Origin of the sequence: Janthinobacterium sp. HH104 (assembly GCF_001758715.1) — a bacterium.
Lineage (GTDB): Bacteria > Pseudomonadota > Gammaproteobacteria > Burkholderiales > Burkholderiaceae_D > Janthinobacterium > Janthinobacterium aestuarii.
On sequence record NZ_LRIB01000034.1, the window covers coordinates 34,996 to 57,701 of the forward strand.

Below are 22,706 nucleotides of genomic sequence, written 5' to 3' on the forward strand. Positions count from 1 at the left end.
GGCCATTCTTGCCATTGCGAACAATCTTCCCGGTCATTTGCCTTCCGCAAAAAAAATGTTGCGGCGTGTCATCAGGCCGTCATTTTCGCCCCCTATACTTGCTTCATCTGCTGTACAGGCAACCGATATGCCTGACTACAGACAGGTGTGCCGCGATGGCACACCACTCCCCTTTCATGACCATGGCGGGCGCCGGCAAGGCGCGCGACATGGTGAGTACCGAGCAACTCTCAACTCTTGACCCATTTCATTTGGGTTTTTGGCCCGCGCCCCCGCGGGCCTTTTTTTGCCCGTACGGCAAGCTCTTGCGCAAAAACACGGTGGCCCGCCACGCACATGATATTGTGACTGCCTTTTCAACCGTCCTGACGCATCATGCCCGCACCCTTGCCCGAACTCTGTTTTTCCGACCGCTATGAAAGCCTGCGCTACCGCACCGCGCTGCTGCTGTATGCCCTGGTGATCCTGATCGGCGACATCCCCGGCGTGCGCGCGGACGTGGGCCAATATGCGTCGGGCGGCGTGCTGCATTCCGTCGGCTATGGCGTGCTGGCACTGATCCTGTTCAGCGGCACGGCAGGCGGCATGGCGCGCCGGGCGCTGCTGTCGGTGCTGATGGTGGCGGCCATGGGCGCGCTGGACGAATTCATCCAGAGTTTCCTGCCTTACCGCCGTGGCGCCGTCAGCGACTGGGTGGTCGATATCACGGCCGCCGTGGCCGTGGTGCTGCCGCTCTACTTTTGCTGGCCCGGCATGGCCGCCGCCGCGCTGAAGAAACAGCAGGGCTGATCACGGCGCGGCGTCATCGCCGGCACCGAGCGCCAGCGGCAACTGGCCCTGGCCCGCTGCCGCCCTGCCGGCGATGCGGCGCAGCACCGTGCGCATCTCGCGCCGGCTGGCTGCTCCCGCCGCACGCGCCGCATCGCGCTGCATCTCCATCAACTGTTCCGACCGTGACAGTCTCGTCAAGGCATGCAGGGCCTGGGTCAGCGCATAGCGGGCGCGCGCACCGTTCGCCGCGCCCGGGGCGCCGTACACGGCAATCACCAACTCATTGATCAGCTTGACGCTATGGAAATCGGCAGACATTTATTCTCCTGAAATAAGCAACGGGGAACAAGGGAATGCGCGAACGCCGTGCCCGCCCTGCGCAAGAATGTCTTTTATACCAAGCTCGACAATTGAAGCACTTGATGTACCTCAATGTGAAATAACAAGTACCGAACATCTCAGTCCTCCTGCGCTCTTACTAGCAGCAGTTGCGGCCATGCCTGACATGCGCCACTGACGCTGACCTCCGCCACACCCTGGAAACCGGGTTAACACTTTGTCAGACCAAGAGGAGAACATGATGAGAGTAAAAAAAACCATGGCGCTGGCCGGCCTGCTGTGTACGCTGGCCGCCTGCAGTTCGGATCCGAACCGCACCAGCATGAGCAGCACGAATGGCCGCAGCGGTGAAAGCTACAGCAATACGGCCGGGACAGGCAGCGCTGGCAGCACGTCGGCCGGCACCGGGACCGGCACCAGCACCAGCACCGGCACCGGCAGCACCATGAGCGATACCGGCACGGGCAGCAGCGGCACCGCAGGCACCGGCAGCGCCGACGCGCGCACCTCCACGGCCAACAACGCCATGAACATGGACGGCAGCCAATCGGGTGTGAGCATCGCCTCCGCCACGGTGCAATCGATCGAGCCGGTACCGCGCGGCATGGACCAGGGGAGCAGCGACATGCAATCGGGCAGTTCCGGCACGGCGGGCACCACCTCGGGCAACACGCAGTACCGGGTTACCCTGCGCCTGGACGACGGCAGTACGCGGGCCATCATGCAAAACTCCCAGCCCGGCTACCAGATCGGCGATAGGGTCAAGGTAGTCAACGGCTTGCTGCAGCGCTATTAACGCGCTATTGACGTTATGGGGGATCAGCGCAGGAGATCAGTGCGGCATGCACTGATTACGCCTGGCCACTGGCGTTCGGGGTACTGAACGCCAGTGGCCTGCCGCGCCGCCAATGCCCGGGCAACAAACAAGAGGCAAGGCAGGATTCCATCTGCCTTGCCTCTTGCCTCTTGCCTCTTGCCTCTTGCCTCTTGCCTCTTGCCTCTTGTCGGTTGCCCTTGGTGACTGTTGTGCCTATTGCTAGTCCCTCCTCCTCATCGTCTCCTTCATGTCCGTCGTGCTCATCGCGTCTACCTCGCGCCGGGAGCGCCATTCCCGTGCTCCCGGCGCAAACGCCTACTCCACCATGCCTATCTTGCGCTGGCCTGCCGCCAGCCCGGCGATCAGTTCCGCCGCTTTTTTCCCGGCCAGGAAGGCGTGGTCGGAATTGTAGTATTCCCACTCGCTGTAGCGCCCCGCCAGCACGATGTCCTGCGTGGACAGCCATGCTTTCACCAGCGCCACATTGGCGGCCCGCGCGTGGTCGTACACCACATAGGCGTAGGGCATGTCCACCTGGTTGGCGGCCAGCAGGCGGTCGTCGTCGCGCAGCAAGCCCACCGCGATACAATCGGCCACGCAGCGGTCAATCAGGGCCTGTCCATCGAGCGGCAGCGGTTTCCAGGGCGAATAACTGATCTCGCACGTGAGGCCGAAACCGCCCGGCGCATTGCAGTGGGGGCTGGCATTCCCTTGCAGGAAGATACGGTGGAATATCGTCTCTTCCGGATAGTAAATCCAGTGTTTCTCGCTGATGTTTTCGCGTGCCACGCCCAAGTTGACGCAGCGTACGGAAATATGCCGCAAGGCGCGCGCCGCCGCCTGTACCTGCGGCGGCGCCTGCTCGCCGATCAGGCGCACCAGCTGCGGCAAGGGCATGGTACTGAGCAAGTGCTGGTAACGGAAGCGGCGGCCGTCGCCCAGCACGACCACATGCTGGCGCGGCAAGACCTGCACCACATCGGCATTGAGTTCCAGCTTGCCTTGCAGGTGCGGCAGGAAACCCGACATCAAGGCCTGGAAACCGCCGCGCAAGGGATAGCCGAAGCGCGCATTCGGGCCCATCGGCCTGGCCACCGGTTCCAGCGCCCCCTCGATGATTTCTTCCAGATTCGGCAAGGGCACCCGCCCGCCCAGCCACGACGTTTCCATCTCGGCCAGGGGCACGGTCCACAATTTCTTGTTGTAGGGAATGGCGAAATGGCGGGCGATGCCACTGCCCCATACCTGATGGATGAATTGCTCGAAATTGGGCGCGCTCTGGGCTTGGGGTGGTGTCGCCACGGCATCGTGCACCTGCTCCAGCCCCGTGCCGCCGTCGGCGCAGCAGTCTTCCACGGCGCAGGCCGCTGCCGGTGCCTGGCCCGGCGCCTTGCCGTAGCGCGCCTCGATGGCGCCGACGATGCATTCCTTGATGACGGCCGGCGGCAAGCCGTACAACGCTCCCTGGAATGGATAGCGCGTGTAGACCTGCTTGCTGTAGACCCAGGCTTCGCGGTTTTGCCAGTGCAGGTTGGCGCCCAGCAAGGTGCGGTACATGTCGAGCACATAGTCGTCGTTGGAAAACATGATGTGGCCCGCGTGATCGAAGGTAAAACCCCGGTCCTGGATGGAGCGGCACCAGCCGCCCACGGCGGCATTTTTATCCAGCAGCAAGGTATCGGCGCCCAGGTGATAGGCGGCGCTCAAGCCCGTCGGGCCGGCGCCGATGATGGCGCAGGCCACGGCTTGCGGCGCACCAGGGGGATGCAGCAGGTTGACATCGGCGCCGGCGCCCGGTGTGGCGGCCTGCGCCGTGCTGGCGGCGGGCACCTGCTGGCGTGCGCCCTGCCCCGGCGGCGTCGTGTCGAGCAAGTTGCGCATCTGCTCCACCGTGGCATCCCAGGAGGTAGCCTCGGCGATGGCGCGCATGCTGGCGGCCATCGCCGCGCGCTGTTCCGGCGTCGCGGCCAGCGCCGCCTCGCAGGCGGCAACAAAGGCTTCCGGCGTATCGGCAATGGCCACGATGTCGCCATACGGCACGGCCACATCGGTGATCGACGTGCTGACGATGGGCAGCTGTGCCGCCATGTATTCGAGCACCTTGGTCGGACTGATGAAGCGGGTCGCTTCATTTCTGGCGAAGGGCAGCAGACACACGTCCCAGCCGGCCAGGAAGTGCGGCAGCGCCTGGTAAGGCTGCTGGCCCAGGTAATGGATATTCTGCCGCTGCGGCAAGCTGGCCGGGTCGATCTTGAGGATGGGACCGACCAGCACGATTTGCCAGTCGGGATGGGCGTCGGCCAGCGCCGCTACCAGGGCCGGCTCGAAACGCTCGTCGATCACGCCATAATAGCCGAGCCTGGGCCGGCCGATCTCCGCTTGCGCGGGATGGCCATTGTGGCGGTCCAGCGCCTGTTCGAAGTGCACGGTATCGACGCTGCTGGCGAAGCAATGGACGTTCGCGTGGCGCGTGCGCTTCGCCTCGAACAGGCTGGGGCCGCCCGCGAACACGAGGTCGGCGCGCGCCAGCAAGGCCGTTTCGCGCTGCAGCAGTTGCCGAGGCGCATTCTTGAATGCAGCCAGTTCATCCATGCAGTCATACACGACCAGATCCGCGTGCAGGGCCGGCAGCAGCGGCAGCGCCATCGGCGTATAGAACCACACGATGGGATCGTCGGCAGGCGTGATCTGGCTCAGCAGGGGCTGCAGCACGGCCAGCTGGTCGTCGTGAAAGCCGGGCGCCTGCACGGCCGTACGGGGCTGGCACACGGTCACGTTCGGTGCCGGCGTGGACAGTTCCAGCGTGCCGGGCCCATCGTGCCAGACGGGTTCCTCGACGAAGACCACGCGGTAGAACTGCGCCAGCCGTGACAGCAGCTGCTGCGGACGCTGATACACGAAATTCCAGCGCAAATGGGAAAAAACGATGATGGTTCGCATGCCAGTTCCTTTCTGCCCCGCCAGGGCAAACGTTGAACAAAGTTGTCCGGTCAGGCGCTGTGCCTGCCGTAGTGCCGCCGCGTAAGGGGGCACGAGGATGCGCCGCAGCCGCTCTCCCCCCTCGCCTTCCAGGCCGACATCCCACAGGCCGCTGTGGTGCCAGTGGCTGGCATCATCCCAGTCGGGCCGGTCGATAATGGGATAGATGCAGATGCCGCGCAGTGCGGCGCCATGCTGGACGGCCAGCGCCGCCTCGGCGGCCACCTCGCGTATCCACGCACCGCGCCCGCTGCCCACGTGGCTCGTTTCCGCCAGCAGCAGCGGCCGCTGATAGCGCGCCTGCACTTCCAGCAGCAGCTGGTGCAAGGGCATGCGGCGCGGTTCGCCCAGATGCCACCACAGGCGCAAATTGCTGCCGCTTTCCCACTGGTTGCTGTGGTAATAGTTCAGGCCGATCAAGTCCAGATAGCGCGGCGCGCCGCCCAGTTCCGGCGCTTGCCAGCCGCACAGCATGTCCCACGCCTCGAACTGCGAGGCACGCCAGGCGGCCGCCTGCGCAACCCAGTCCGTGCGTCCGGGCGGCGCGGTCACGTGGATCAGGGGATCGCATTGCAGGAAGCGCGCCTGCGGGCTGACGGCGCGGATGGCGTCGCAGCCGGCCACGGTGGCGCGCACCAGCTGCCGCTTGCCTTCGTGGCCCGCATCGGGCCGGTACATATTCAGGCATTGGAACATGTGCACCGACAAGCCCCAGCTGGTAAACGAGATTTCATTGATGGGCGAATACACGGGCGCGCGCCCCGCATATGGCGCGAGGAACTGCGCCGCCGCCCGGCAATAGCGGGCAAAGCGCGGCACGAAGTCGGGCGAGAACAGGTCGAGTTCGGACGGCCAGCCGTAGTGGCAGAAGGTCCAGTTGATTTGCAGTCCCACCTCCTGCGCCACGGCGGCGCGCTCCTCGATGCCGGAAAAATCGAACTGGCCATCGCGCTCGGCCAGGCGCCAGCCTATGCTTTCGCGCACGCTGCGGATGCCGAACTGGCGCAGCAGCAAATAGTCTTCGCGCACCCGGTCCAGGTGACCCGTGGCACGGTTCATGTCCAGCGCCTGGCCGCCATGGGTGACGTGGTCGGCGCCCTCGTAGCCCGCCTGCCAGTATGTCGGGAACGGCGCTGCCGCGCCATCGGTATCGGCCATGCCTGCTCCTCTTGATGTGATGAACCAGATGAAACTTGCCGGGCCCGGCTCGCGGTCAATTGAGCCGGATATTGCGGGTGGCCGCGCTGAGCAGCTCCAGCGCGGCCTTCGGCGTTCGGTCCGCCGTCAGCAAGCCATTGGTTTCCTGGAAGGTATCGGCGAACTGCGTGTAGCAAAAACCGCTGAACATCTGCGCCGTATTGACGACGTTCATCAGGCGCCGGTAAATATCAAGGAAGGCCGCCTCGTTGCCCACGCGCGCATAGCCCCAGGTTTCCGCCGATTCGCTCTGTTCCCTGTCAAAGGCAATGCCGCCAAATTCCGTGAGGACGATGGGCTGGCCCCGGTGCGGAAAGCCGTCGAGCGTGAGGATGCGTCCGCCCGGGCGGCGCTGGTCGAACAAGGTGGTGCGGGCCGAATCGCTGATCGCATAGCGCGCCTGCAGCCGTTCCGGATCGCAGTCGTAATCGTGGATGCCGAGAATATCGGTGGCCGACGCTTCCCAGCCGTCGTTACCGATCACGGGGCGCGTGGGATCGAGCGTACGCGTCAGGTGGTACAGCGCCTCGACGGCGTTGCGGTGGGCCTGGATGGCCGTCAGGTTGGGCACGCCCCACGATTCGTTGAACGGCACCCAGACGAGGATGCATGGGTGGCTGTAGTCGCGTTCGATGACGTCCGTCCATTCGCGCACCATGCGCGTGATGGCCTTGCTGGAAAAGCGGTACGTCGATGGCATTTCTTCCCATACCAGCAAGCCCAGGCGGTCGGCCCAGTACAGGTAGCGCGGGTCCTCGATCTTCTGGTGCTTGCGCACGCCGTTGAAACCCAGGGCCTTGGCCAGCTCCACGTCGCGCCGCAGGGCGTCGTCGGAAGGCGCCGCCAGCAGGGTATCGGGCCAGTAGCCCTGGTCGAGCACGAGGCGCAGCGGATACGGCCGGCCATTGAGCATGAAGCGGTCGCGGTTGATCGCCACCGAGCGCAGCGCCGTGTACGACTTGACCGTATCGAGCAGTTCGTCGCCATGCCACAAGGTCACTTCGGCATCGAGCAGGATGGGCCGCTCCGGGCTCCACAGCAGTTCATTGCGCGAATCGTCGATGCCGGGATCGGACAGGGCGATCTTGCGGCTCGCTTCGTTTTCGATCAGCTTGTACTGGTCGTCGGCCAGCAGGTTGTCGCCATGCCAGATGCGCACGGCCACCGTGAGGTCGTCCTGCAAGTCGCCCGTGGCGAAGACGTCGCAGCCGATTTCGTAACCTTCGAACACGGGCGTCCAGCGCAGCTTGCCGATATAGGTGGCCGCCACGCGTTCGATCCACACGCTTTGCCAGATGCCCGTGGTGCGCGGATACCAGATGGAATGGGGCAGCAGCTGCCAGTCCTGCTTGCCGCGCGGCTTGGCCAGGTCGTGCGGATCGTCCTCGACGCGCACCGTCAGCACTTGCGGCCCGTCGGACAGCAGCGCATGGCTGATGTTGGCGACAAACGGCGTATGGCCACCCTCGTGGTCGGCCACCACGTGCCCGTTCAGCCATACCTTGGCATGGTAGTCGACGGCGCCGAAATGCAGCAGCACGCACGGGCCGCCCGGCTGCAGCAAAAATTCGCGCTGGTACCAGCAAACGCGGTGAAAACCACGGTCGCCCACGCCGCTGGCCTGCGATTCCGGCGGAAACGGCACGATGATGTCGTGCGTCCAGTCGATGCCGCCATCGGGCAGCCGGTAGCGCCGCTCATTGTCGAAGGTGAAACGCCAGGCGCCGTTCAACGATTGCCAGTTTTCACGCACCATCTGCGGGCGGGGATACGCGAAGCCGCCCTCGCCAGGCAGGGCTGTCCCGGCCTGGGCATCATTCGTATCGGGTGGGGAGAGATGGTCATTGAGCATGCCTGTTGGAGGCATGCGGCACTGAGCAAGTTCCAAAGAAAGAGGCTTGCTTTGTCACGCATGAGCAAGATCAAGCCTCGCTCAATTCAGCGGAACCACCATGCGTGCGCTGTGTCCTTCGGCGTTAAAGCGCTGCACCACCGTGCGCCCCGTACTGGCCGCGCACTGCTTGCGGCACAGGGCCACGCAGGCGCCGCCAAAACCGGCGCCCGTCAGGCGCGCGCCATACACGGCGGACTGCGCCGACAGCAGCGCCACCAAGGTATCGAGCACCGGCAGCGACACCTCGTAGTCGTCGCGCAGGCTGGCGTGCGACAGCGACATCAACTGGCCGAAAAGCACGGGACCATGCTGGCCGCACGCTTGCAGCACGCGCAGGTTTTCGCTGACCACGTGGCGCGCGCGGCGGCGGTACGGCTCGGGCAAGCCTTTCACCACGGACGGCTCGCGCACGTCGCGCAACGCCGCCACGCCCAGCAGGCGCGCCGCCTGTTCGCACTCGGCGCGCCGCACGTTGTACGCGCTGCCTGCCAGGGTGCGCGGCACGCCGCTGTCGATCACCAGCACCTCGCTGTCATGGGGCAGCGCCAGCAGTTCATGGCGCAGGGTGCGCGCATCAAGCAGCAGCATATGGCGCTCGTCGGCCAGGCTGGACGCCATCTGGTCCATCACGCCGCAATTGACTTGCGCGTAGCGGATTTCCGCCTGCTGCCCCATCAGCGCCAGCGACACGTCGTCAATCTGCAGTCCCAGCAGCTGGCGCAGTGCGCGCAGCATGGCGATTTCCAGCGCCGCGCTGCTCGACAGGCCGGCGCCCGGCGGCACGTCCGAATCGATATGGCCGCGCACGGCCGGTACGGCCACGCCGCGCTCCTCGAGCAGACGGATGCAGCCTTCCAGGTAGCGGCCGAAACCGGGCGGCGCGGCGCACTGGCGCTCGAAACGCACGAGTTCGTCAAGGGTCGCCGAATAGAACTGATGGTGGCCGTCGGCGGCAAGCGCCAGCATCACGCGCGTGCGCTGCGGCGTGGCGCACGGCAGCATGTAGCCATCGTTGTAGTCCGTATGCTCGCCCAGCAGGTTGACCCTCCCGGGCGCCGAGGCCGCCACCACGGGGACGGCGCCGAAATACGCGTCGGGGGTGATCATGGCAACTCCAGGGTTAGCGGACGCAGCCGTCCTTCCACCGAGGTGACCGGCCAGTCCGGGTCGCAAGTCAGGTTGTGCAGGCGCCCGCCGCTGAGCAGGAAAGTGTCTTCCACCATGCTGCCGGGCAAACTGGGATGGAAAGCCAGGGCCATGCCGTCCTTCAGGGCAATTTCCGTGTGCGCGCCGGCGGCCACCTCGGGCGCGCGGTAGCCGGCGATGCCGCCCTGCCGGAATTCCTGCACCGTATCGGGCTGGCCCGCATACGCATAGGCGCTGTCGAGGGCGTGATACACCATGCTCAGCGCATGCCCCGCCACGCAGGCGTCGAGCGCCACCGCTTCCAGCGCGAGGATGGCCGCATCCGCCTCGCCGATGCCGTCGCGCGCGGTGCGGAAACGGCGCTGGCGGCTCAGGCTGGCGCACAGGCCGTAAGCTTGCGCACACAGCGCCAGCACGGCACGCTCGCCCAGCGGCGACGCGGCCGGTGGCGCGCGCCGGTAGCGCTCGAAGCGCTCGGCGCCCGCCGCCAGCACGTACACGGCGTGCAGGCCGCGCGACCACAGGGCACGGGCGCAGGCGCCGGCCAGGTCCTGCTCGCTCCAATCGGGACGCGCGGCGCGCAGCGCTTCGCTGGCCGCCGCGGCGGCCAGACGCCCCACTTCGCGGTAGCGCGCCTGTTCCGGTGCCAGCAGGGGCAGGCGCTCCTCGCGCAGGGCAACGGGCAGACAGCGTTCTTGCAGGCCGGGCCGGTCGCACAGCACGGGCCGCCCTCCCGCCGCATGCTGCACGAAATGCTCGCGCAATTCGGCCAGCCGCGGCTGCATCCACGGCGTCACTTGCCAAGTCCAACTGCCGCGCACTTCTTCCTGACGCAGCCGCTGCGCCTCGGCCGCATCCGTCAGGATGTAGGCCGCATCGCGCGTGACGAGCACCTCGGCACAGCCGCACTCGGCTGAGTGGCCGGCGCTGCCCGACGCCCCCGCCGTGGCCCAGGCGAACCAGTCCACGCCGCGCAGGCGCACCGCGCCAGCCCTTTCCTGTTCCAGCCAGCCGCGCATCTGCGCCAGCTTATGTGCAATTTCCAGTTCCACATTCCAGTTCATGCGATTTCCTCTGACATTTCCCATGTCACGCGCACTTGCTGCAACTGCCGCGCCGACTCCTCGGGCAAAGCATCCATGGCGTACATGCCGGCGGCCAGCTCCGTGCCGGCCAGGTATTTGAGCCGTTCGCGCGTGCGGTACGGCGGATAAAACTGTGCGTGCAACTGCGTTTCCGGATGCGCGCGGCCGTCTGTCGGCGCCTGGTACCAGGCCATTAGATAGGGCATCTCGCGTTGCCACAGGCCGTCGTATTTCAGCAGGACGGTTTTCAGGGCGCGCGCCAGATCCTCGCGCTGCGCCGCCGACAGGGCCGCAAAGCTGTCCGTCTGCCGCCGCGGCATCAGCCACGCTTCATACGGGTAGCGGGCACAGGCGGGAACAAAAGCGATGGCCTCCGGTCCCAGGTACAGCAATCGCGCGCCGCCATCGGCTTCGCGCCGCGCCATGTCCACCAGCAAGGCCTGGCCATGCTCGGCGAAATACGCGTGCTCCTGCGCCAGCATGCGCGCCGGCACCGGAGGAACAAAGGGATAGGCGTAGATCTGGCCATGCGGATGGTGCAGGGTCACGCCCACTTCCGCGCCACGGTTTTCGAACGGCAGCACATAAGCAATGCCGGGCCGCCTGGCCAGCGCCTGCGTGCGCGCGGCCCACGCTTGCAGCAGCAAGACGATGTGACTGACGGGCAAGGTACCCAGCGAGGCGCCGGCATCCTGGGCGAACACCACCACTTCGCACTGGCCGGCGGCCGGCGCCGTGGCCACCGCCAGGTCGGGCGGGTCATGGGCGTCCAGCGCCAGGGTGGGAAAGCGGTTGTCGAAGACGGCGATATCGTAGTCGCCGGCAGGCAGTTCCGTCGGATGCGCGGGATCGCGCGTGGGCGCCAGCGGGTTGTACTCTGGCGGAGGGAGGAAGGTGCGGCCCTGGCGATAGGCCGCGTACGCCACCCACTCGCCGCGCAAAGGATGCCAGCGCAAGTGCGGATTGGCTTCCTGCGGCAAGGGGAAAGGGCTCGGTGCAACGCCAGCGACGACGATGGGACGCCTACTGTAAAGGGTCAGCTGGCGCCCGTCGGGTTTGACGAGTTGCTCGCAATACATGATGTTTCACAATCTTAAGGCACGAATTCTTAAGACTGGGGCTGGCAAGGAAAGTTCCAGAGTTTGCGGCAACTCCGCCAGTTCAAGCAGCACCGATCCCGACCGGCACGAGTTTTTTACCGATCAGTACGCAAATTCCCGATTCGCATTATCATGTGCACAGCCTGTCATCCCTGCCGCTTTCAAGGCCGACCCTATTGTCGTCAGGGGATAGACAAATCGTCCATTGTGATTTTCCACCACGTCCCGATATCGCTACCATGATTCCATTTTCCATACTCGACCTGGCCCCCATCGCCGAAGGCAGCGACGCCAGCCAGTCGTTCAAGAACACGCTCGACCTGGCGCAGCACGGCGAACGCTGGGGCTACAACCGCTACTGGCTGGCCGAACACCACGGCATGCCCGGCATCGCCAGCGCCGCCACGGCCGTCGTCATCGCCCATGTGGCGGCCGGCACGACAACCATCCGTGTGGGTGCAGGCGGCGTGATGCTGCCGAACCACTCGCCGCTCGTCATCGCGGAACAGTTCGGCACCCTGGAAGCGCTGCATCCGGGCCGCATCGACCTGGGCCTGGGCCGCGCGCCCGGCTCCGACCAGACGACGGCGCGCGCCCTGCGCCGCGACCTGCAGTCCGACGCGGAACAATTTCCGCAGGACGTGCTGGAATTGATCGACTATATGTCCGACGAGCCGCGCCAGCGCGTGCTGGCCGTACCCGGCAAGGGCGCGAAAGTGCCCGTGTGGATACTGGGCTCGAGCCTGTTCGGCGCCCAGCTGGCCGCCCACCTGGGCTTGCCGTATGCATTCGCCTCGCACTTCGCGCCGCAGATGATGATGCAAGCCGTGGCCTATTACCGCGAACATTTCAAGCCGTCCAAGCAATTGGCCAAACCGTACGTGATGCTGGGCTTTAACGTGTTCGCCGCCGATACGGATGCCGAGGCGCACTTGCGCGCCACGTCGATGCAGCAGGCCTTCGTCAACCTGCGTACGGGCCGCCCGTCGCGTCTGCAACCGCCCGTGCCCGGCTACCTCGAGCAATTGGGCCCGCAGGAACGCGCCATGCTCGACTCCGTCCTGTCCTGCACGGCCATCGGCGCGCCGGACACCGTGAAGGCGAAAATGGCCACCTTCATCGCCGAAACGGGCGCCGACGAGCTAATGATCACTTCGCAGATCTTCGAGCACCAGCACCGGCTGCGCTCGTATGAAATCACGGCGCAGGTGCATGCGGAGCTGGCAAGCGCGCAGTAAGTTTTAACTCTCCCTCGGTATATATCCCCATATACCCTTTCCCCGGCCGTCGGCAACGATCGCCGGGATTTTTTTGCCTACCCGGCAAGAAATGCGCAGCCCCGCTATCATGCTTATCCAAAAGCATCACTCGAAGAAAGTTGTAACCGCATGAAATCCGCACCCTCTACCGTCGATGCCAGCGCCCTGCTGACGTCGACCCGCATCCTGCTGTTCGCCCTGTCCGCCGGCGTGCTCGTCGCCAGCCTCTACTATGTGCAGCCGCTCACCTCCATGCTGGCCGCCTCGTTTGGCGTCAGCGTGCCGCAAGCCGGTTATCTGGTCACGGCCACGCAGATCGGCTATGTGCTGGGCATCGTCTTCCTGGTCCCCCTCAGTGACGTGCTGAACCGCCGCCAGTTGCTGACGTGGATGCTGATCGCCAAGATAGCCGCCCTGCTGCTGGCCGCCACCAGCCAGAACATCATCGTCTTTGCCATCGCCAGCGTCTTGATGGGGATCACGTCCAGCGCCTTGATGGTAGTGACGGCCATGGTGGCCTCGTACGCGCCCGATCACAGCCGGGGACGCATGGTGGGCACCGTCATGACGGGATTGTTGCTGGGCATCTTGCTGGCGCGTACCGTCTCCGGCACGGTGTCGCAGATCAGCGGCGGCTGGCGCACCGTCTACGTACTGGCGGCCATCGTCGTCGCGGCCCTGCTCGTCATGTTGCGCCGCATCCTGCCGAACGAGGCGCCGCGTGGCAAGCTGCAATACGGAAAATTGCTGGCCTCCCTGGCCGACATCATCCGCCAGGAACCGTTGCTGCGCCAGCGCGCCCTGTTCTCGGGCCTGGGCCTGGGCACCTTCAGCGTGTTCTGGACGGGCCTGACCTTTTTGCTCAGCGGCGAACCCTATCACTATTCGGAAATGCAGATCGGCCTGTTCGGCCTGGCCGGCGCCACGGGCGCCTTTGCCGCCAACACGGCGGGCCGCATGGCCGACCGCGGCTACGCGCGCCAGGCCACGTGGCTGCTGGCCGTCGCCTCGATCGCAGGCTGGGCTCTGATCGGCTTTGGCGCCCATTCGCTCGTACTATTGCTGATCGGTATCGTCCTGCTGGACATGGGCGTGATGGGCCTGCAAGTCACGCACCAGTCCATCATCTATAAACTGGCGCCGCATGCGCGCGCAAGGGTGACCACCGTGTTCATCGCGGGCGGCTTCATCGGCGCATCGGCAGGCTCGGCCCTGGCCAGCGCCAGCTATGCGGCCGGCGGCTGGCCCGCCCTGTGCATGGTGGGCGGCGCCATGCCGCTGCTGATGCTGATCGTGTGGAGCAAGTACCGGCACACGCAGCGGCGGCTGGAACGGGCAGCCTGATCCGACGCTACGGCGCCAGCCATGTTGTCGGGTTACGCGCTGGCGCGCTAACCCGACCTACGTGGCTTGTTTCACCAGTATCAGGCGTAGGTCGGATTAGCTCGTAGAGCGTAATCCGACAACATTGTTGGCACAAACCACGCCTTACTTTGCGGCCTGTTCGCGCGCCTTGCCGAACGCATCGCCCGCCTTCCAGGCCGGCATCTTCACCGCGTTGGCCACGGCTAGGCCCAGGTTCAAGGTAAATTGCGCCTGCTGCGTCATGCCCGACAGATCCCAGCTGGCGTCGTACTCATCGGTGACTTGATGGTAGCGGGGGCCATAGGCGGCCGCCTTGGCTTTCGACTTTTCCACGTCCTTGATGTACTCGCGTCCGCCATTGATGGAAAACGCGGGCACACCCGCCTTGGCAAAGCTGAAATGGTCGCTGCGGAAGTAGCCACCGGCCAGGTCGGGACGCGCTTGCGCGATGTGCATGCCCATGGATTTCGCCACCGTGGCGGCCATGGCCCCCAGCTCCGTGCGCTCGCTGCCCTGCGCGCCGATGTCGTGCGTAGCGCCAACAAAGTTCAGGCTGTCCAGATTCAGCGCGGCCGCCGTCTTGTTCAAGGGCCACAGCGGATCGGCCGCATACGCTGCGCTGCCCAGCAAGCCTTGTTCCTCGGCCGCCACCCACAGGAAAATCTGCGTGCGCTTCGCAGGCTTTTTCACGGCTTCCTGCGCCATGGCCAGCAGGCCTGCCGTGCCCGAGGCATTGTCGACGGCGCCGTTGTAGATGGTATCGCCAGTATCTCCCTGCTTGCCCAGGTGATCCCAGTGGCCACTGTAAATGACGGCTTCCTCTTTCAGTGCCGGATCCGTGCCCGGCACCATGCCGGCGATATTGAATTGCTCCACCTTGCGCACGATGGACTTCATTTCGCCCGACAACTTGGCATTCAAGGCGACGGCCTTGAAGTCCTTGCTTTCCGCCTGCGCGCGCAAGGCGTCCAGGTCCTGCCCACCGGCCGCAAACAGGCGGCGCGCCGCGTCTTCCGCGATCCAGCCCTGCAACGGCGTACCGGCAGTACGGTCAGCCAGTTGAAAACGTTCGCTGCCGCTCCAGCTGTTCTGCACCACGCTCCAGTCGTACGAGGCCGACGGTTTCGTGTGGATCAGCAAGACGCCAGCGGCGCCCTGGCGCCTGGCTTCCTCGAACTTGTAGGTCCAGCGGCCGTAATACGTGAGCGCCTTGCCGGCAAAGCGGTTTGGTTCGGCAGTGGTCGGCTGCGGGTCGTTGACCATCATGACGACGATCTTGTTTTTGACATCGGCACCCTTGAAATCGTTCCAGCCTTCTTCCGGCGCCGTGATGCCGTAGCCGACAAATACCAGTGGCGCGTCGAACGTATGCGCGGCAACGGAGTCGCCCGTGGCCCAGACCCAGTCCGGACCGAAGGCCAGCGGCACGGCCTTGCCGTCCGCCATCGCCTGCAGGCTGCTATCTTGTGGCAAGGATTTCACGCCGGCAATTTGCACGCTCTGGCGGTAGCTGTTGCCGCGCACGGGTTTCAAGCCGGCCATCTGCGCCTGGGTTTCCAGGTATGCCACCGTCAGGTCGGCGCCGCGCTGGCCCGTGCCGCGGCCTTCCAGTAAATCGTTGGACAGGAAGGCCAGGTGGGCGCGCAAGGGCGCTTCCTGCACCACGGGCAAACCGGTCGCGGCGTGGGCGGAAAACGCCAGCGCGGTCAAGGTCAGGGAAGAAAACAGCTTCTGCATAAGATCCTTTGGGTAAGAGGAGGAAAGCGGTACGGCGGATAGCCGGGCCGGCGATTGTATGCCATGGGGAAAGGCGCATCAAAATGCGGACGAAAAAAATCCCCGCGGCAAGGGCGGGGATGTTTCAGGAAGAACGCTCAGACCAGCAGGGCCGCCGCCAGGGATTCGATTTCTTCCGCCGATTCCTCGAGGATGGTGTGCAAGGTGCTGCCGCCGATGCCAAAGTCGATCTTCGCCGCCGCCTGGCGCCGCGCGGCGCTTTCCGGCGGGTGCAAAGGCGAGCCGACGGGCGACAGATCGTTGGCCAACACCAGGGTCGCGCCCAAGGTGCGGGGCGGGAACGTGCTGCCGCCGTGCCACATGCCTTCCACGGCTTGCAAGACCAGGTCCGGCACTTGCAGCTGGCGCAGCACGCCGCGGCCGATCAGCTTTTCGCCGTATTCGATCCAGTCTTCGGTATTGTCGTCCAGCAGACCCGGATATTCCTCGGCGCGCGACAGCAGATAAAAGCCGCCCACTTCGTGCACGATGGCGGCGAACATGGCCGTTTCCACGTCCACGTGCGTGACTTTACGGGCGATCACCTGGCTCAGCGCGGCCACGTGAGCCGTGTGTTCCCACAGCCGGGCCGCCTTGGCGCGCAATTGCGGGTCTGTGATCTGGCTGCCCAGCTGGCGCACGATGACGGACGCCACCATCGATTTCAGGGTGGCAAAGCCCAGGCGCGAGACGGCCGCGCGCACATTGGCGATTTCATTGCCGGAACGGTTGTAGGCGGCCGAATTGGCCAATGCCACGACCCGGGCCGACAGCAGCGGCTCGGCCATGACCATGCGGGCGGCCGCTTCGATATGGCAATCGGGGTCGTCCAGCGCTTCCTGCAGCTTCAAGGTGGCCTTGACGTTGGCGGGGAACGTCAGCTCACCCTTGCTCGCTTGCAACGCGATAATCTTGAATACTTCCAGTCTGTCCATGGGTCAATCTCCGGTACGGGCCTGTTCAGGCGCTGCTGTGTTGGACGGGCCGGGAATGCGCTCCCCGGCCCGGCTCCCGTTTCCGGCAATATTACAGCAAGTTTATACTCAAACCTATTACTTTCCGGAAACTTTCCCGGCCACGCCTTCGACAAAATAATCCATCTTCGTCAGCGCCGCATCGTCCAGCACGCCTTTGTCCAGGCGCACCTTGCCATCGTTATCCTTGATCGGCGCGCTGAACGGATTGAGCTTGCCAGCTACCAACTCTTTCTCACGCGCCAATACAAACTGTTTCACGTCGGTCGGCACGGCGGCGTTAATGCCTTCCAGCTTGACCATGCCATCCTTGATGCCGCCCCAGGTGCTGCTGGACTTCCACGTACCGTCGAGTACGGCTTGCGCCTGCTTCGTATAGTAATCGCCCCAATGGTGGGTGACGGCGGCCAGTTGCGCTTTCGGTCCGTATTTTTTCATGTCCGAGTGGTAGGCGATCGCATACTTGCCTTTCTCTTCGGCCGCCTGTACCACGGCGGTCGAGTCCGTGTGATGGGTGACCACGTCGGCGCCCTGGCCGATCAGGGTGATGGCCGCGTCGCGCTCCTTGCCCGGGTCGAACCAGCTATTGACCCACACCACTTTCACTTCCGCCTTCGGGTCGACACTGCGCATGCCGCGCGTAAAAGCGTTAACTCCCTGCAACACTTCCGGGATGGGGAATGCCGCCACATAACCGGCGACGTGGGTCTTGCTCATCTTTCCCGCCAACACGCCGGCCAGGTAGCGGCCCTCGTAGAAACGGGCATTCGTGTTGGCCACATTGACGGCCGTCTTGTAGCCCGTCAAATGAATGAACTTCACATTAGGAAATTGTTTCGCCACTTTCAAGGTGGGATTCATGTAGCCGAACGAGGTCGTAATGACCAGCTTGCTGCCCGTCTGCGCCAGGTCGCGGATCACCCGTTCCGCATCGGCGCTCTCCGGCACGTTTTCCACGTACTTGGTGGTGATCTTGCCGCCCAGCGCCTTTTCCATTTCCTTGCGGGCCTGATCGTGCTGGGTGGTCCAGCCCGCGTCGCCAATGGGGCTGATATACACGAAGCCGACATTCAGCGGAGCGGCAGCGGGCGCGGCGGCCATGGCGGGCATGGAGGACATCAGCGCAGCACCGCAAACGGCGGCGCACAACAGTTTCTTGGACATGGTTTTCCTTGTGGTCAGTGATTAATTTCCGGGATTGAAATTTTTCCCCAGCGAAGCGGGCATGTTGAGCTTGATGTAATTGGCGTTGCTGGAAATGAGCACGAGCACGACGATGGCCGCCACGTAGGGCAGCATCGACAGCAGTTGCGACGCAATCGGTACGCCCAGCGCCTGCGCGTGGAACGTCAATATCGTGATGCCGCCGAACAAATAGGCACCGCCCACCACGCGCGCCGGGCGCCAGGTGGCAAACGTGGTCAGCGCCAGCGCGATCCAGCCCCGCCCCGCCACCATGCCTTCGACCCACAGCGGCGTGTAGACGAGCGACAAGAAGGCGCCGGCCAAGCCGCAGCAGGCGCCGCCGAACAGCACGGCCGCCAGGCGGATGCGGCGCACGGGATAGCCGAGCGCATGCGCCGAGGCGGGCGACTCGCCCACGGCGCGCAGCACCAATCCTGCCCGCGTGCGGTACAAAAACCAGGCGATGGCCAGGCACAGCAGCAAGGACAGATACACCATCGGATGCTGGCGGAACAGGGCCGGCCCCAGCACGGGAATATCTTCCAGGAAGGGGATGCCGAAGCGGCCGTTCTGCAAGCTGTTGCCCACGTACTTCAAGCCGATATACGTGGACGCGCCCGCGCCAAACAGCGACAAAGCCAGACCCGTCGCATACTGGTTCGTGCCCAGCCACACGGTCAGCCAGGCAAAGAAGCCGGACAGCACCATGCTGGCGCCCGCCCCTGCCAGGAAGCCCAGGGTGGGACTGCCCGTGTTGACGGCCACGGCAAAGCCCGTGATGGCCGAGACCAGCATCATGCCTTCCGCGCCCAGGTTGACCACGCCCGCTTTTTCATTCACCAATAAACCGAGCGCGGCCAGCATCAGCGGCGTGCCCGCATTGATGCTGGCCGCAATCAATGGCGCGATGGTCAGGGCCAGGTTATCCATGTTTTCTCCAGCGCAATTTGTATTGGATCAGCACGTCGCAGGCGAGCAAGGCAAACAGCAAGATGCCCTGGAACACGCCGGTAATCGCACTGGGCAATCCGAGGCGCGACTGCGCCAGTTCGCCGCCGATATAAAACAGGGCCATGACGAAGCTTGAAAAAATCACGCCCACGGGATGCAAGCGTCCCACGAAGGCGACGATGATGGCGGCAAAGCCGTAGCCGGGCGAGACCGTGGGCGTCAACTGCCCCATCGGCCCCAGCACTTCGCAGGCGCCCGCCAGGCCGGACAGGGCGCCGCAGATCAGCAAGGACGACCACAAGGTCTTGCGCGAAGAAAATCCCGCATAGCGCGCGGCGGCCGGCGCCATGCCGCCCACGCGCAGGCGGAAGCCGGCAATGCTGCGGGATAAATACAGCCAGCCGCCCAGCGAGGCCAGCAAGGCGAAGACGATACCTACGTGCAAGCGTGTGTCGCTGATCACCATCGGCAGCAGCAAGCCGTCCGACAGCAGTTTCGACTGGGGAAAATTGAAACCTTCCGGGTCGCGCAGCACGCCATACACAAGATAGCTGAGCAGCAATTGCGCGATGTAGACCAGCATCAGCGAGACGAGGATTTCGCTGGCGTTGTAGCGGTCGCGCAGCCACGCCACCAATCCCGCCCACGCCATGCCGCCCGCCATGCCGGCCACCAGGGACACGCCGATGATGGCCGCGCCGCCGACGCCATCGTCGAGGTACAGCGCTGCCGCGCCGCCGCAGATGGCGCCCAGGGTCAACTGCCCTTCGGCGCCGATGTTGTAGATGTTGGCGCGAAAGCAGATGGCCAGGCCGACGGCGATCAAGAGCAAAGGCGCCACCTTGAGACCCAGCTCGGACCAGCCGTGCGCGTCGCGCAAGGGTTCGACAAAGAAGACGGCCAGTCCCGCCAGCGGATCGTGTCCCAGCGCAATAAACAGCAACGCGCCGCACAGCACGGTGAGCAAGACGGCCAGCACCGGCGACAGCCACGACATCAGCCGCGATGGCGCGGGCCGAGCTTCCAGGCGCAAGGCAAACTTAGCCATGGGCTGCCTCCTGCGGCCACAACCCGCTCATCCATTGCCCCACCTGGGCCACGCTCGCGTCACCCACGTCGAGCGACGGCGAGATTTTTCCCTTCGCCATCACCAGCAAGCGGTCGCTGATGTCGAACAATTCATCGAGCTCCTCCGATACGACCAGCAGCGCGCAACCGGCGTCGCGCAGCGCCAGCAATTCGGCGCGGATTTGCGCGGCCGCGCCCACGTCCACGCCCCAGGTCGGCTGCGCCACGACCAGCACCGTGGGTTCGCGCATGACTTCGCGTCCGACTATATATTTCTGCAAGTTGCCGCCCGACAGGCTGCGCGCCAGCGCTTGCGGCCCGCCTGCCTTGACCTGGAAACGGGCGATGATGGCGGCCGCCCGCTGCGCGATAACCTTGTGGCGCACGAAGCCGTGGCGGATGGTGGCCGGTGTCTGCAGGCTCAACAAAACGTTGTCCGCCAGCCCCATATCGGGCACGGCGCCGCGTCCCAGCCTTTCCTCGGGCACAAAGCCGAAACCGAGGGCGCGCCGGCGTCCCGGCGGCAAGCGTCCCGCTGGCGTGCCATTCAGCACGATACTGTCGGCGGCCGCGCGCATGTCCTCGCCCGACAGGGCCGCCAGCAATTCCTGCTGGCCATTGCCGGACACGCCCGCGATGCCGACGATCTCGCCCGCGCGCACGTCGAAATTGATGTCCGTCAACTGTGTGGCAAACGGGTGGCTCTTCGGCAGATCCAGGCCCTTGACGCTCAGCATGGCCGCGCCGGGCGTGCGCGCCACGCGCGTGACGGCGGGCGGCTCGGCGCCGATCATCATGCGCGACAGGCTGGCCGCCGACTCCTGCGACGGATCGCACACGCCCGCGTTCTTGCCGGCGCGCACCACCGTGCAGGTATGGCACAGGGCGCGGATCTCGTCGAGCTTGTGGCTGATGTACAGGATGCTGCAGCCTTCGGCCGCCAGTTGGCGCAAAGTGGTAAACAGTTTTTCGACGGCACCCGGCGTCAGCACGGATGTCGGCTCGTCGAGGATCAACAGTTGCGGCTTGGCCAGCAAGGCGCGCACGATTTCCACGCGCTGGCATTCGCCGACGGACAGGGTGTGGACGTGGCGCTGCGGCTCCAGGTCCAGGCCGTACTGGCGCGCCGTGTCTTCGATGCGCTGCGCCAGTTCCGCCATGTTGGTGCCGGCGGGCAAACCGAGGGCGATGTTTTCCGTCACCGTCAAGGTGTCGAACAGGGAAAAGTGCTGGAACACCATGGTGATGCCGAGCGCCCGCGCGGCCGACGGGTTGGCGATCTCGACTTCGCGGCCATTCCACAGGATGCGGCCGCCGTCGGGCTGCACGGCGCCGTAGATGATTTTCATCAGGGTCGATTTGCCGGCGCCGTTTTCGCCGAGCACGGCATGAATCTGCCCGGGCGCGACGGTCAAATGGATGCCGTCATTGGCCACCACGGCCGGATAGCGCTTGCTGATATCGAGGAGTTCCAGGCGTGCCGTCATTGTTTTTTTCGTGCCTCGCTGCGTGGTATGCGGGATGTCGATCGGTGAAAAAAATCAACACTCTGTCTCTATCGTATCGGCATCCGCGGCGCTTGGGGGGCGGGCGCGGCGGCGCGCATTTCTATTTCCGCAAAAAAACAACACCTGTATACAATTTTGAAAAAAATTATCAGCTTTGCAGCGGCTGCCTTGCCCCGCAAGGGCGGGAAGGTGCGATGATTATATGCAGGAACTGATAGTAAGTATGCAGATAAGACATATCGCCCAGCGCGGCGCTTCTCGCATCATGGATTGAACGGTGCGCAATTTTCCTCATCGCAGCGCTTCGTGCGCACTACGCACCCTGCTATCCCCCGTTCCCGTTTTCTCACATCATCAGGAGCCGAAAGTGCCAAAAACCATACCGTGTCTGTTGCTCTGCCTCACTACCACTCTCGGAGTGGGCGCAACCGCCCAGGCTGCCGAATGGAGCGATACCGCGCTGAGCTGGCGCGCCGGCAATGACTACCGCGAGCCGTTCAATCCGGACGACATCAAGAAAAACATCTTCGCCATCACGCACGCCAGCGGCTACAAATACGGCAGCAATTTCGTCAACCTCGATTTCCTCATGTCCGACAGCAAGGACCCTGGCGCGCTCGGTAAAACATCCGGCGCGCAGGAAGCGTATCTGGTCTACCGCAACACCATCGACATCGGCAAGGTGCGCGGCAGCGACATCAAGTTCGGCCCCGTGCGCGGCGTCGGCGTTACCCTGGGCTTCGACGTCAACACCAAGAACGACGTCGGCTACAACTCGCGCAAGCGCATGCTGGTGGCCGGCCCCACCCTGATGTGGGACGTGCCCGGCTTCTTCAACACCAGCCTGCTGTTGCTGCGCGAAAGCAACGCCCCCAGCGGCGCCTTCCCGCCCATCTCACAAGTGACGGGCCGCTACACGTATAAAACGCACGCCATGCTGACGGGCGCCTGGGGCATCCCCCTGTCGCCGCTGTTCTCGTTCGAAGGCTTCTTTAACCTCATCGATTCGAAAGGCAAGGATGAAGTAGGCCGTGATACGGCGGTGGAAACGAACATCGACATGCAGGTGATGTTCGACGTGGGCGCGGCCCTGGGCAGCGCCAAGAACACCTTCCGCGTGGGCCTGGAATACCAGTACTGGAAGAACAAGTTCGGCAACTCGCCCGCCACCACGGGCAACGTGGGACAGACGGCGAAGACGCCGATGATACGCGCGGAGTATCATTTCTAATTGCAGCAATCAATACCCACGAACGTAGCGAATGCCGGCATGGAAACTTTGTGCTGGAGAG

17 protein-coding genes are annotated in these 22,706 nt (G+C 64.6%); 5 read left to right on the forward strand and 12 right to left on the reverse strand.

From position 1 onward, the window contains the following. Positions 1–375 precede the first annotated feature (375 nt). Entirely contained in the window at positions 376–789 is a 414-nt protein-coding gene (locus JAB6_RS13805; protein ID WP_070303285.1) for a VanZ family protein, read from the forward strand. Here JAB6_RS13805 and JAB6_RS13810 read toward each other — a convergent pair whose 3' ends face one another. Beyond that, entirely contained in the window at positions 790–1,089 is a 300-nt protein-coding gene (locus JAB6_RS13810; RefSeq protein WP_070303286.1) for a hypothetical protein, read from the reverse strand. It lies immediately after the preceding gene. A gap of 259 nt (positions 1,090–1,348) precedes the next feature. Between JAB6_RS13810 and JAB6_RS29335 the strand changes: the two genes are divergently transcribed. Continuing rightward, positions 1,349–1,906: a hypothetical protein gene (locus JAB6_RS29335; protein ID WP_175444544.1), complete on the forward strand. Its 558-nt coding sequence runs from the start codon at positions 1,349–1,351 to the stop codon at positions 1,904–1,906. A gap of 336 nt (positions 1,907–2,242) precedes the next feature. On the opposite strand, the gene JAB6_RS13820 is transcribed toward JAB6_RS29335, so the two are convergent. From JAB6_RS13820 to galT, 5 genes are all read right to left on the reverse strand, one after another. Next, on the reverse strand, positions 2,243–6,064 hold the full coding sequence (locus JAB6_RS13820) for an NAD(P)-binding protein (protein ID WP_070303288.1): 3,822 nt from the start codon (positions 6,062–6,064) through the stop codon (positions 2,243–2,245). Between the two features lie 55 nt (positions 6,065–6,119). Then, positions 6,120–7,970, reverse strand: coding sequence for a glycoside hydrolase family 2 protein (locus tag JAB6_RS13825; RefSeq protein WP_368072923.1), 1,851 nt, complete (start codon positions 7,968–7,970; stop codon positions 6,120–6,122). Positions 7,971–8,036: 66 nt separating this feature from the next. Next, positions 8,037–9,104 carry a galactokinase gene (galK, locus tag JAB6_RS13830; protein WP_070303289.1) on the reverse strand — a complete coding sequence of 356 codons (1,068 nt, stop codon included), beginning with the start codon at positions 9,102–9,104 and terminating at the stop codon, positions 8,037–8,039. Beyond that, the gene (locus tag JAB6_RS13835; RefSeq protein WP_070303290.1) at positions 9,101–10,207 is read right to left on the reverse strand and encodes a M24 family metallopeptidase; all 1,107 of its coding nucleotides are present in this window, start codon (positions 10,205–10,207) and stop codon (positions 9,101–9,103) included. The genes galK and JAB6_RS13835 overlap by 4 nt, the downstream gene beginning before the upstream one ends. Beyond that, positions 10,204–11,307 (reverse strand): galactose-1-phosphate uridylyltransferase, encoded by a 1,104-nt coding sequence (galT, locus tag JAB6_RS13840; RefSeq protein WP_070303291.1) that lies wholly within the window; start codon positions 11,305–11,307, stop codon positions 10,204–10,206. The genes JAB6_RS13835 and galT overlap by 4 nt, the downstream gene beginning before the upstream one ends. Positions 11,308–11,567: 260 nt before the next feature. On the opposite strand from galT, the gene JAB6_RS13845 reads away from it, so the two are divergent. Beyond that, a complete protein-coding gene (locus tag JAB6_RS13845) occupies positions 11,568–12,566 on the forward strand; it encodes an LLM class flavin-dependent oxidoreductase (RefSeq protein ID WP_058050642.1) in 999 nt (332 codons plus the stop codon). A 150-nt stretch (positions 12,567–12,716) separates the two neighbouring features. Then, positions 12,717–13,931 (forward strand): MFS transporter, encoded by a 1,215-nt coding sequence (locus JAB6_RS13850; RefSeq protein WP_070303292.1) that lies wholly within the window; start codon positions 12,717–12,719, stop codon positions 13,929–13,931. Between the two features lie 144 nt (positions 13,932–14,075). Here the strand turns inward: JAB6_RS13850 and JAB6_RS13855 are convergent, their stop codons facing one another. From JAB6_RS13855 to JAB6_RS13880, 6 genes are all read right to left on the reverse strand, one after another. Further along, the gene (locus tag JAB6_RS13855; protein WP_070303293.1) at positions 14,076–15,689 is read right to left on the reverse strand and encodes a M28 family peptidase; all 1,614 of its coding nucleotides are present in this window, start codon (positions 15,687–15,689) and stop codon (positions 14,076–14,078) included. A gap of 137 nt (positions 15,690–15,826) precedes the next feature. Continuing rightward, a complete protein-coding gene (locus tag JAB6_RS13860) occupies positions 15,827–16,663 on the reverse strand; it encodes an HDOD domain-containing protein (RefSeq protein WP_034760008.1) in 837 nt (278 codons plus the stop codon). A 117-nt stretch (positions 16,664–16,780) separates the two neighbouring features. Next, entirely contained in the window at positions 16,781–17,866 is a 1,086-nt protein-coding gene (locus tag JAB6_RS13865) for a BMP family ABC transporter substrate-binding protein (protein ID WP_070303294.1), read from the reverse strand. A 21-nt stretch (positions 17,867–17,887) separates the two neighbouring features. Next, on the reverse strand, positions 17,888–18,817 hold the full coding sequence (locus JAB6_RS13870; RefSeq protein ID WP_070303295.1) for an ABC transporter permease: 930 nt from the start codon (positions 18,815–18,817) through the stop codon (positions 17,888–17,890). Continuing rightward, positions 18,810–19,886: an ABC transporter permease gene (locus JAB6_RS13875; protein ID WP_070303296.1), complete on the reverse strand. Its 1,077-nt coding sequence runs from the start codon at positions 19,884–19,886 to the stop codon at positions 18,810–18,812. Before JAB6_RS13875 ends, JAB6_RS13870 begins: the two co-directional genes overlap by 8 nt. Then, on the reverse strand, positions 19,879–21,393 hold the full coding sequence (locus tag JAB6_RS13880) for an ABC transporter ATP-binding protein (RefSeq protein WP_070303297.1): 1,515 nt from the start codon (positions 21,391–21,393) through the stop codon (positions 19,879–19,881). The genes JAB6_RS13875 and JAB6_RS13880 overlap by 8 nt, the downstream gene beginning before the upstream one ends. A gap of 439 nt (positions 21,394–21,832) precedes the next feature. Between JAB6_RS13880 and JAB6_RS13885 the strand changes: the two genes are divergently transcribed. Then, positions 21,833–22,645: an outer envelope protein gene (locus JAB6_RS13885; protein WP_092716215.1), complete on the forward strand. Its 813-nt coding sequence runs from the start codon at positions 21,833–21,835 to the stop codon at positions 22,643–22,645. Positions 22,646–22,706 lie beyond the last annotated feature (61 nt).

Coding starts and splice junctions, on each gene's coding strand:
- JAB6_RS13805 (WP_070303285.1), top strand. CDS start 376: ATGCCCGCACCCTTGCCCGAACTCTGTTTTTCCGACCGCTATGAAAGC.
- JAB6_RS13810 (WP_070303286.1), bottom strand. CDS start 1,089: ATGTCTGCCGATTTCCATAGCGTCAAGCTGATCAATGAGTTGGTGATT.
- JAB6_RS29335 (WP_175444544.1), top strand. CDS start 1,349: ATGATGAGAGTAAAAAAAACCATGGCGCTGGCCGGCCTGCTGTGTACG.
- JAB6_RS13820 (WP_070303288.1), bottom strand. CDS start 6,064: ATGGCCGATACCGATGGCGCGGCAGCGCCGTTCCCGACATACTGGCAG.
- JAB6_RS13825 (WP_368072923.1), bottom strand. CDS start 7,970: ATGCCTCCAACAGGCATGCTCAATGACCATCTCTCCCCACCCGATACG.
- galK (WP_070303289.1), bottom strand. CDS start 9,104: ATGATCACCCCCGACGCGTATTTCGGCGCCGTCCCCGTGGTGGCGGCC.
- JAB6_RS13835 (WP_070303290.1), bottom strand. CDS start 10,207: ATGAACTGGAATGTGGAACTGGAAATTGCACATAAGCTGGCGCAGATG.
- galT (WP_070303291.1), bottom strand. CDS start 11,307: ATGTATTGCGAGCAACTCGTCAAACCCGACGGGCGCCAGCTGACCCTT.
- JAB6_RS13845 (WP_058050642.1), top strand. CDS start 11,568: ATGATTCCATTTTCCATACTCGACCTGGCCCCCATCGCCGAAGGCAGC.
- JAB6_RS13850 (WP_070303292.1), top strand. CDS start 12,717: ATGAAATCCGCACCCTCTACCGTCGATGCCAGCGCCCTGCTGACGTCG.
- JAB6_RS13855 (WP_070303293.1), bottom strand. CDS start 15,689: ATGCAGAAGCTGTTTTCTTCCCTGACCTTGACCGCGCTGGCGTTTTCC.
- JAB6_RS13860 (WP_034760008.1), bottom strand. CDS start 16,663: ATGGACAGACTGGAAGTATTCAAGATTATCGCGTTGCAAGCGAGCAAG.
- JAB6_RS13865 (WP_070303294.1), bottom strand. CDS start 17,866: ATGTCCAAGAAACTGTTGTGCGCCGCCGTTTGCGGTGCTGCGCTGATG.
- JAB6_RS13870 (WP_070303295.1), bottom strand. CDS start 18,817: ATGGATAACCTGGCCCTGACCATCGCGCCATTGATTGCGGCCAGCATC.
- JAB6_RS13875 (WP_070303296.1), bottom strand. CDS start 19,886: ATGGCTAAGTTTGCCTTGCGCCTGGAAGCTCGGCCCGCGCCATCGCGG.
- JAB6_RS13880 (WP_070303297.1), bottom strand. CDS start 21,393: ATGACGGCACGCCTGGAACTCCTCGATATCAGCAAGCGCTATCCGGCC.